This window comes from Archangium sp. (assembly GCF_036388035.1).
Lineage (GTDB): Bacteria > Myxococcota > Myxococcia > Myxococcales > Myxococcaceae > Archangium.
Genome location: NZ_DASVSO010000751.1, coordinates 1 through 8,787 on the forward strand (window position 1 = coordinate 1; position 8,787 = coordinate 8,787).

At 68.9% G+C, this 8,787-nt stretch carries 7 protein-coding genes; all 7 read left to right on the plus strand.

Translation table 11 applies throughout. The features are described from left to right. Positions 1-649 (plus strand): ABC transporter ATP-binding protein (locus tag VF697_RS30725; protein WP_331100499.1); only part of this gene is annotated, 649 nt, incomplete at its 5' end. Then, positions 630-2,003 (plus strand): GH1 family beta-glucosidase, encoded by a 1,374-nt coding sequence (locus VF697_RS30730; protein WP_331100501.1) that lies wholly within the window; start codon positions 630-632, stop codon positions 2,001-2,003. The genes VF697_RS30725 and VF697_RS30730, both read left to right, overlap by 20 nt. Beyond that, the gene (locus VF697_RS30735; protein ID WP_331100502.1) at positions 2,000-5,209 is read left to right on the plus strand and encodes a glycoside hydrolase family 2 TIM barrel-domain containing protein; all 3,210 of its coding nucleotides are present in this window, start codon (positions 2,000-2,002) and stop codon (positions 5,207-5,209) included. The genes VF697_RS30730 and VF697_RS30735 overlap by 4 nt, the downstream gene beginning before the upstream one ends. Before the next feature lie 10 nt (positions 5,210-5,219). Further along, a complete protein-coding gene (locus tag VF697_RS30740) occupies positions 5,220-5,774 on the plus strand; it encodes a hypothetical protein (RefSeq protein WP_331100503.1) in 555 nt (184 codons plus the stop codon). Then, a complete protein-coding gene (locus VF697_RS30745) occupies positions 5,771-6,424 on the plus strand; it encodes a putative glycoside hydrolase (protein WP_331100504.1) in 654 nt (217 codons plus the stop codon). The genes VF697_RS30740 and VF697_RS30745 overlap by 4 nt, the downstream gene beginning before the upstream one ends. 236 nt (positions 6,425-6,660) lie before the next feature. Continuing rightward, the gene (locus tag VF697_RS30750) at positions 6,661-8,229 is read left to right on the plus strand and encodes a serine hydrolase (RefSeq protein ID WP_331100506.1); all 1,569 of its coding nucleotides are present in this window, start codon (positions 6,661-6,663) and stop codon (positions 8,227-8,229) included. Positions 8,230-8,486: 257 nt separating this feature from the next. Further along, a partial coding sequence (locus VF697_RS30755) for an Ig-like domain-containing protein (RefSeq protein ID WP_331100508.1) occupies positions 8,487-8,787 on the plus strand: 301 nt, incomplete at its 3' end.

The following is an 8,787-nucleotide window of genomic DNA, read 5'->3' on the forward strand; positions in this document are numbered from 1 at the left end:
GCCCCTGCTGCGCCACGGGCGGGCCACGCAGGCGGAGCTCCAGGGGCGTGTCCACGCGCTGCTCGAGTCGGTGGGGCTGACGCCGGCGGAGTCCTTCGCCCGGCGCTTCCCGCATGAGCTGTCCGGCGGCCAGCGGCAGCGCGTGGCCGTGGCGCGGGCGCTGGCGGTGGAGCCGGACGTCATCATCGCGGACGAGCCCACCTCCATGCTGGACGTGTCCACCCGCCGGGGCGTGCTCCAGTTGCTGCGCGGCCTGACGCGCGAGCGTGGCATCGGCATCCTCTTCATCACCCATGACCTGGCGAGCGCGCGGCACCTCGCGGATCGCGTCATGGTGCTGTACGCGGGCACCGTCGTCGAGTCAGGGCGGACGGCGGACGTCCTCGCGGCCCCCCGGCACCCGTACACGCAACTGCTGCGCTCGGCCGTGCCAGATGGCGCGGACTTCCTGCGGGCCCCGCTGCCGGTGAAGGCCGCGGCGGGGCCGGTGCCCCCTCAGGGCTGTGCCTTCGCGCCCCGCTGCCCCCAGGCGGACGCGCGGTGCCAGAGCACCCGCCCTCCCGAACACCATCCCGCGGCGGACCACCTCGTCCGCTGCCACCTCGAATCCTCGAAAGGAGTTCTCGACGATGCGGCAGTTTCCTCCTGACTTTCTCTGGGGCGTGGCCACTTCCGCCTTCCAGATCGAAGGCGCCACCACCACCGATGGGCGCGGCGAGTCCATCTGGGACCGCTTCTGCGCCACGCCGGGCAAGATCGCCGACGGCACGGACGGCACCGTGGCGTGCGACCACTACAACCGCTGGCGCGAAGACGTGGAGTTGATGCGCTGGATGGGCGTCAAGGCGTACCGCTTCTCCGTCGCCTGGCCCCGCATCCTCCCGGCGGGACGGGGCAAGGTGAACCAGGCGGGCCTGGACTTCTACTCGCGGCTGGTGGACGGGCTGCTGGCGGCGGGCATCGAGCCCCTCGTCACGCTCTACCACTGGGATCTCCCGCAGGCCCTGCAGGACAAGGGCGGCTGGCCCTCGCGTGACACGGTGAGCGCGTTCGTCGAGTACGCGGACGAGATGAGCCAGGCGCTCGGCGACCGCGTGAAGCGGTGGATTACCCACAACGAGCCCTGGTGCATCAGCTACCTGGGCCACGCCAACGGCGAGCACGCGCCCGGGCACAAGAACCAGTGGGGCGAGATGCTCGCCACGGCCCACCACCTGCTGCTGTCGCACGGGCAGGCGGTGTCCGTCCTCCGCTCCAACGTGAAGAACGCGGAGGTGGGCATCACCCTCAACCTGGTGCCCGCCCAGCCCGCCTCGCCCAGCGCCGAGGACCGCGACGCCTGCCGCGCCTTCGACGGCAGCTTCAACCGCTGGTTCCTGGACCCGCTCTACGGCCGCGGCTACCCGAAGGACGTGGTGGAGGACCATGTGGCGGCCGGCCGCATCTCCTCCAAGACGCTGGACTTCGTCCGGCAGGGAGACCTGGAGGCGATTGCCGCCCCCACCGACTTCCTGGGGGTCAACTACTACTCGCGCGGCATCATCCGCAGCGACCGCATCCCCGAGGAGAAGAACGCCCCCCGCACCGTCCACTCCCAGCCGGAGCGGACGGACATGGACTGGGAGGTGTACGCGGGTGGCCTCACCGACCTGCTGCTGCGCCTGCACAAGGACTACCAGCCGCCGCGCCTCTACATCACCGAGAACGGGGCCGCCTACGCCACCGGCCCGGATGCGGACGGGCGCGTGCGTGACACCAAGCGCGTCCAGTACCTGCACACGCACCTGGAGGCGTCCCTGAACGCCATCAAGCAGGGCGTGCCGCTCGCGGGCTACTTCGCCTGGTCCCTGCTCGACAACTTCGAGTGGGCCTTCGGCTACCAGAAGCGCTTCGGGCTCGTCTTCCTGGACTACGCCACGCAGAAGCGGATTGCCAAGGACAGCGCCCACCTCTACCGCGCCATCGTGACGCGCAACGACCTGGACGTGGAGCAGGCGGCATGAATTCCCTCCTCCTCGTGACGTGTCTGACGGTGTCGCTGTCCCAGGCGCCGGCCGCTCCAGCGGCCGACGCACCGGTGGCGGCCCCGCCCTCCCCCTCCCTCCAGCCCACGGCGGCGCCGGCTGCCCCCGTGGGGACGTCGGCCGTGCGCGTCCACCGCGACGAGCGCGGCTTCAAGCTCCAGGTCGACGGACGTGACTTCCCCATCCGTGGCATGAACTGGGGCTACACGCCCATTGGCGAGAACTACCGCTACTCGCTGTGGAACCAGTCCGACGACTTCATCCGCTCGGTGCTGTCGCGGGAGATGACGCTGCTGCGCGACATGGGCGTCAACGCCATCCGCCAGTTCGATGACATCCCCCCGCGCTGGGTGGAGTTCATCTACCGCAACTACGGCATCTACACCGTGGTGAATCCGCTGATGGGCCGCTACGGCACCAACGTGGACGGCGTCATGGTGCCGAACACGGACTACTCCAACCCGGTGCACCGGCGCGCGCTGCTCACGGACCTGGCGCAGCGGGTGGAGCGCTACCGCGACACGCCCGGCGTGTTGATGTGGATGCTGGGCAACGAGAACAACTACGGCCTGCACTGGACGGGCTATGAGATCCAGGCGCTCCCCGGCCAGGAGGACGCCGCGCGCGCGGAGTCCCTCTACTCGCTGATGGGCGAGGCGGTGCGCACCATCAAGGCCCGGGACACGAACCACCCGGTGTCCATCGCCAACGGCGACGCCCAGTACGTGGACCTCATCGCGCGTCTGGCCCCCGAGCTGGACATCTTCGGCACCAACGTCTACCGCGGCCCCTCCGCGCGAGACTTGTTCGACGTGGTGCTCCAGAAGCTGAACAAGCCGGTGATGTTCACCGAGTTCGGCGCGGACGCGTTTGACGCGAAGGCCGGGCGCGAGGACCACCTGGCGCAGGCGGAGTACCTGCGCAAGCAGTGGGAGGAGCTCTACACGCAGAGCTACGGCCAGGGCCGCGCGCAGAACGCCCTGGGTGGCTTCGTGTTCCAGTGGGTGGATGGCTGGTGGAAGATGGGGCAGGAGTCCAACCTCTCCGTCCACGACACCACCGCGTCCTGGCCCAACGGCGGCTACCCGGCCGACTTCGTCGAGGGCCAGAACAACATGAACGAGGAGTGGTTCGGCATCTGCGCCCTCGGTCCCGAGGACGAGGCGGGCATCGCCCGGGTGCAGCCGCGCACGGCCTACTACCTCCTGCAGGCGGCCTTCCGCCTGGACCCGTACGCCACCACCACGACGCCCGACACCATCCGCCAGCACTTCGCGGCCATCCGCCCGACGGAGCTGTCCCGGGGTTATGAGTCCTCCGTGGCGCTGGCGCGCGCGGAGGAGCTGAGCGCGGTGCGCGTCTCGAACCTGAGGCTGGTGCTGGACAGCTCGCTGTCGCGCGGGAGCATCGCCACGACGCGGGCCAACCAGGTGGCCGCGGACCACACGGAGTCCATCTTCTTCGACCTGGCGATGCAGCCCACCTCTGGTGTGTACGGGCGCGCGTCGTTCAACGTCGTGGGCAACGTGGCGCGCAACCGGCTCAACAACCTCTTCTACGAGAACCGGGGGACCCAGCCCGCGCCGACGACGGGTGTGGGCTCCGCCCAGGTGCCGAGCACGGGCGCCGGGGCCGTGGGACAGCCGCTGGGGCTGGAGCGCTTCGCGCTGTACCAGGCGGAGTTCAAGCTGGACCGGGAGGACTTCAACCTCGAGGGCTTCTACCGCGTCGGCCACTCCCACTGGGCCGAGGAGGGCGACTTCTTCGGCCTGTACCGCGAGGCGCACTACGGACCGAACATCGACATCTACCATGGCAACGCGCCCTTCGGCGTCGTGTTCAGCGGCAAGCGTGCGCTGGACGGGCTGAAGGTGGCAGTGGGCCCGGAGCTGTACTGGGGCGCCAACCCCTCCGTCGTCGCGAAGTACCGCAAGAGCTTCGGCTCGCTGGCGGTGACGCTGATGCACCAGGAGGACATCGCCCGGGGCTCGTCGCAGCAGACCAGCTCCGTCATCCGCGAGCGCGTGGCGCGCAGGACGACGCTGGGCTTCGAATGGCACCGGGGCCCCGTGGGCCTGGAGGTGGGTGGCATCCTCGCGGCGCCGCAGCGCATCGGCGAGCAGTTCACCTGGGCGCGGCACACGAACGGACCCAGCTATCAGGGTACCGGCTACGAGGTGCTCCAGGACAAGGTGCAGTTCCTGGACACGCTCGGCGCCAAGGCACGGCTCACGTACGACATGGGCGCGGTGCGCTGGTTCCTCCAGTCCTCGTTCCGCGGGCTGGTGTCGGACGCGGGTCCCGACCAGCGCACGGTGCTGACGGGGTGGAGCCTGCGGGAGAGCGGCCGAGGCAACCACTACGCCGGACAGGCGGGTGCGGCGGTGCAGCTCGGGAGCAGCTTCCAGGTGTCGCCCAACCTGCTCTACCAGAAGCCCCTCATCGGTCCGAACCCCACCATCGGCGACGCGTACGAGGCGGGGACGGGGCGGTACTACCCGGCCGTCCGGCCGCGCAACGTGCTGACGGACGCGTTCACCGTGCTGGACAACCGAGAGACGCTGGGCGCCGAGCTGCTGCTCACCTTCGACCCGACGCCCGGCACGTGGTTCTGGTCGTGGGATCGGGACATGCGCGAGGACGCGCCATTCGCCGCGGGCCTGGACCTGGTCTACCGGCGGCAGCCGACGTCGCGTGACGCGACCATCGCCCTGCTCGCGGATGGAAGCTCGGTGGCTTTCGGAAGCGCGCCGCCGGCGGCGGACGAGTGGGAGACGACGCTGCGCCTGGTGGGCAACCCCACGCGGCGCCTGAAGCTGTATGGCACGGCCTTCGTGGGCAGCAACCAGTCCTCGGGCCAGGACGCGCGGCAGGTGCTGCGCTACGGCGTGGACGGCTCCGTGCTGCTGGACACGCTGCTGCTGACGGCTCAGCTCCACATGAACAATTGGGGGCCGTACGACTACCACCGCGTCTTCAACCTGACCTACCCGCTCCAGCTCGGAGGCGACTTGTCGTATGGCCTCAAGCGCCCCGTGCTCGGCACGGTGACCACCCGCTTCGGTCTGCGCGGGATGGTGCGCATGCTGGACGAGTACTCGGAGGGGCTCAGCGCGATGGGCCTCCAGGAGGGGCTGAAGGGCCGCGAATACGAGGTGGGGGCTTATGCAATCCTGTCGCTCTGAGGGAGGCCGTATGAAGATGTGGCTCCTGCTGGCCGCGGCGGTGGGCATCTCCGGATGCTACGACCCCGCCAGCTATGTGTATGGCGAGTCGCTGGAAGGCCTCACGCTCCAGCTCCACAGCCCGAACGTGGGCATCCACCCGGACAACTCGGTGTTGGAGGATCCCAACAACCCCTTCGCGCACGCCACACCCGGCGTGGAGACGAAGTGGAAGATCCAGTCCAGCAGCGCGCACGTGGCCGCGTTCTACTCGTGGGCCACCCTGCTCGCGCGGGAGCCGGGCGGCGAGGCCCAGTTCTACGTGGGCACCAACCTGCTGGCCATCTACCAGAACGGCGAGGCGCGCCAGGAGGACCTGCCCCGGGTGCGGGAGCAGGCCATCCGCGCCTACCAGTCCGTGCTCGACAACTTCCCCGAGTCGGTGACCTACGACGCCACGGGAACGTTCGCCTACGACCTGGTGACGCCCGCGTACAAGGGCATCGTCGAGATGGGCGGGATGGTGCAGGGCGGCTGGGTGCTGATGAAGACGTCGAACGGTCAGGACAGGGCGGTGAAGCCATGAGGACCTCTGGATACGCGGTGTTGCTCCTGCTGGCCGCGTGCAGGCCGGACCCGGGTGAGTCGGACTACGCGAACCAGGGACCGGGCACCCCGTCCGGCGGCGGCACGGACCCGAGCGAGGAGGTGCTGCCGGGCCCGTTCCCCTACCAGACGGGGCAGCGCCGCCTGGGCGTGGGCTTCTACGAGGGGGGCCGCTCCGAGGACATCCCCGTGGACAACGTCACCACGCACGTCTACCTGTACGAGAACACCACCACCATGGAGCCCTCCACCACCCGCGTGGAGGGCCGGGCGTCGGACCTCGTCGTCCACGCCGGCAAGGCGTGGCTGGGGCTCGGCGTGCACTGGGACGCGCCGCGCAACCTGGACGCGTGGAAGACGCTGCACGTGAGCCTGCGCTCGTCCGACCCCGGCTTCGCCCAGGTGAAGGTGGGGATGAACGACGCGGACAAGAAGAGTGTGCAGCTCGACGTGGAGAAGTACGGGTACGTGAATGACGGCGCGTGGCACCACCTGGCCATTCCGCTGACGGAATTCACGGCGGGCGGCCTGCGGCTGAGTGCCGTCAACGCCCCCTTCGTGCTCATCGCCGGGTCGGGCACGGCGGCGGACAAGCTGCTCCTCGACAACCTGTACTTCACGGCGGAGTAGGGACGCAGGACATGCGGGCGGCGGCAGGTTCCTCTTGGGCCTCCGCCGCCCCAGTTCCCTTCCCGCCGGACCCTGTTGGAAGTCGATGCAACGGCAGGAAGGCTGGACGGTGCACCGAGCATCATGACTGAATCATGACGAAGCCATGGAGACCGCACGGCCATTCACCCGTCCCGGCTCCGTAAGTTGCTCGCCGTCCCCCTCCCCCTCGGTGCACCCCATTCCTGGAGCACGTCATGCGTCGAACCCTGCCCCGCTGCGCCACCGTTGCCCTCACGAGCTGCGCGGCTGTCGCCCTCCTCACTGGCGCCGATACGAAGAAGCCCGCCACCGAATGGCTGGCCAGGCCCTCCGAAGCGGCCCGCGTGGCGCGAGTGGAAGCGGGTCTCGCCCCCGCCACCCTCCCGGGCGAGGAGCCCATGCGCCTGTCGCTCCAGCGCTGGATGGAGCTGTACAAGATTCCTGGCTTGAGCGTCGCCGTGTTCGACAAGAACACCCTCGTCTGGGCCAAGACCTATGGCGTGAAGCAGGCCGACAGCACGGACCCCGTCACGCTCGACACGCTCTTCCAGGCCGCCTCCATCAGCAAGCCGGTGACGGCCCTGGCGGCGCTGCGCTACGTCGAGCAGTCGAAGTGGTCACTCGACGCGGACATCAACGAGAAGTTGCTCTCGTGGAAGGTCCCCGACAACGAATTCACGAAGGAGCAGAAGGTGACGCTCCGCCGCCTGCTCAGCCATAACGCGGGCACGACGGTGCACGGCTTCCCAGGCTACGCCCCCCATGAGCCGCTGCCGACCCTCCAGCAGATTCTCGATGGTGAGAAGCCCGCGAACACCGCTCCGGTGCGAGTCGACATCGTCCCCGGGACGGAGACACGGTACAGCGGCGGCGGCACCACGATCGTCCAGCAGATGCTGGTCGACCAGCTGAAGAAGCCGTTCCCCCAGCTCATGCGGGAGACGGTGTTCGCGCCGCTCGGCCTGGAGCACAGCACGTACGAGCAGCCCCTGCCCCCGGCCCTTGCCCCCACGGCCGCGGCGGGCACGTATCCGAACGGAAAGAGCGTCGAGGGCCGCTGGCACGTCTACCCGGAAATGGCGCCCGCGGGCTTGTGGACGACACCATCCGATCTGGCGCGCATCGCCATCGCCGTGTCGAAGACCCGGGCAGGCAAGTCCAAGAGCGTGCTGTCGCAGGCGATGGCCAGGCAGATGCTCACCCCTCAGTCGGAGGGCTTCGGGCTTGGCTTCCAGTTGGAGGGGGGCGACCGCTTCGGCCACGGCGGGGTGAACGAGGGCTTCCAGTCCACTCTGATTGCGTTCGCCGACTCGGGCAGCGGTGTGGCGATGATGGCCAACTCGGACAACGGGATGTTGCTCTTCGAGCGGCTCGCCGCCAGCCTCGCCGCCGAGTACGGCTGGAAGTCCTTCACCCACCGACTGGGGTCTCCGTTGATGACGGTGGACCTGCTCTCGCGACTCAAGAGCACGGAGGCCGCCATCGCCTTCGTCAAGCAGGCGAAGCCCAGCGAAGGCCCCGCCGTCAGGATGTGGCCGAACCTCCTGAATTCCCTTGGCTATCGGCTGCTCCTCGAAAGCAACCACGCCGAAGCGATCAAGGTGCTCCAAGCGAACGTCGAGCTCTACCCTGAAGACGCCAATGCGCATGACAGCCTCGGGGAGGCCTACCTCAAGGCGGGCAAGAACGCGGAGGCCCTCGCCAGCTACAAGAAGTCGCTCCAGTTGGATCCGAAGAACACCAACGCCGTGATGGTGCTCGAGAAGCTCGGCGCGAAGCCCTGAGGCAGGTCGTCATGACGGACCGTGTCGAGCGTGGGGTGCGGCCCACGCTCGGCGCGGTGATGGCGCGCGTACGGCGAGAACGAAGCAGGCATTTGACATCCTGATTTTTTGGTTGTTACTTCGTTCGGGAAGCGAACAAAGTTTCTCGAGGGGCGTTGGAGCACCGATCAAGGAGCCCGCCCCGTCGCAGCAGCTTGCGCTGCACCCCATCCTCGCCGGAGCGTGAATTGCGTATGACCCCACGGAATCGCCTGGTCGTGTCCTCCCTGTTGCTGCTGACGGTCCTGGTGCAAACGGCTTGCACCGACCCGGCTGAGCAGCCCGACGTCGTGCTGACGGGGGTGAGTGTGACCCCGGCCAGCCGCACCCTCTCCGCCGGAGCCACCCAGCAGCTCACCGTCACCGGTACCTACAGTGATGGCACGACGAAGAGCCTCACGGCGGACGCGACCTTCGAGTCCGACACCCCCGCCACCGCCACGGTGAGCAGCCCGGGTGGCCTGGTGACGGCTGTCGCCGCCGGGACGGCCCGGATTACCGCCACGGTCTCCGGCAAGA

Excerpts from the sequence above, each read along its gene's own strand:
- VF697_RS30730 (WP_331100501.1), top strand. The coding sequence starts at position 630 with ATGCGGCAGTTTCCTCCTGACTTTCTCTGGGGCGTGGCCACTTCCGCC.
- VF697_RS30735 (WP_331100502.1), top strand. The coding sequence starts at position 2,000 with ATGAATTCCCTCCTCCTCGTGACGTGTCTGACGGTGTCGCTGTCCCAG.
- VF697_RS30740 (WP_331100503.1), top strand. The coding sequence starts at position 5,220 with ATGAAGATGTGGCTCCTGCTGGCCGCGGCGGTGGGCATCTCCGGATGC.
- VF697_RS30745 (WP_331100504.1), top strand. The coding sequence starts at position 5,771 with ATGAGGACCTCTGGATACGCGGTGTTGCTCCTGCTGGCCGCGTGCAGG.
- VF697_RS30750 (WP_331100506.1), top strand. The coding sequence starts at position 6,661 with ATGCGTCGAACCCTGCCCCGCTGCGCCACCGTTGCCCTCACGAGCTGC.